1 protein-coding gene is annotated in these 308 nt (G+C 80.5%); it reads right to left on the reverse strand.

All coding sequences use genetic code 11. From position 1 onward, the window contains the following. A partial coding sequence (locus tag PUR61_RS00075) for a KR domain-containing protein (RefSeq protein WP_329874315.1) occupies positions 1-308 on the reverse strand: 308 nt, incomplete at both ends.

The following is a 308-nucleotide window of genomic DNA, read 5'->3' on the forward strand; positions in this document are numbered from 1 at the left end:
GTCGGGCGCGGCTCGCGGTGAACAGCGGCAGGAAGTCCGCCCAGCGGACGTCCGCGACGGTGACCGCCTCGTCCCCCGAGCCGACGGCCGACGCCAGCGCTGCCAGCGCCCGGGCGGGTTCCATCGGGCGCAGGCCCCCGCGGCGCACCAGCCCCGCCCACTCGTCGGCCGCCGCCAGGCCCACGCGGGGCCACGGGCCCCACGCGACGGCGGTACCCGGCAGACCCTGCGCGCGACGCCGCGCCACCAGCGCGTCCAGCGCCGCATTCGCCGCCCCGTACGCCGCCTGCTCCCCGCTGCCCCAGACA

It is taken from the genome of Streptomyces sp. BE20 (assembly GCF_036322525.1).
Classification (GTDB): Bacteria; Actinomycetota; Actinomycetes; order Streptomycetales; family Streptomycetaceae; genus Kitasatospora.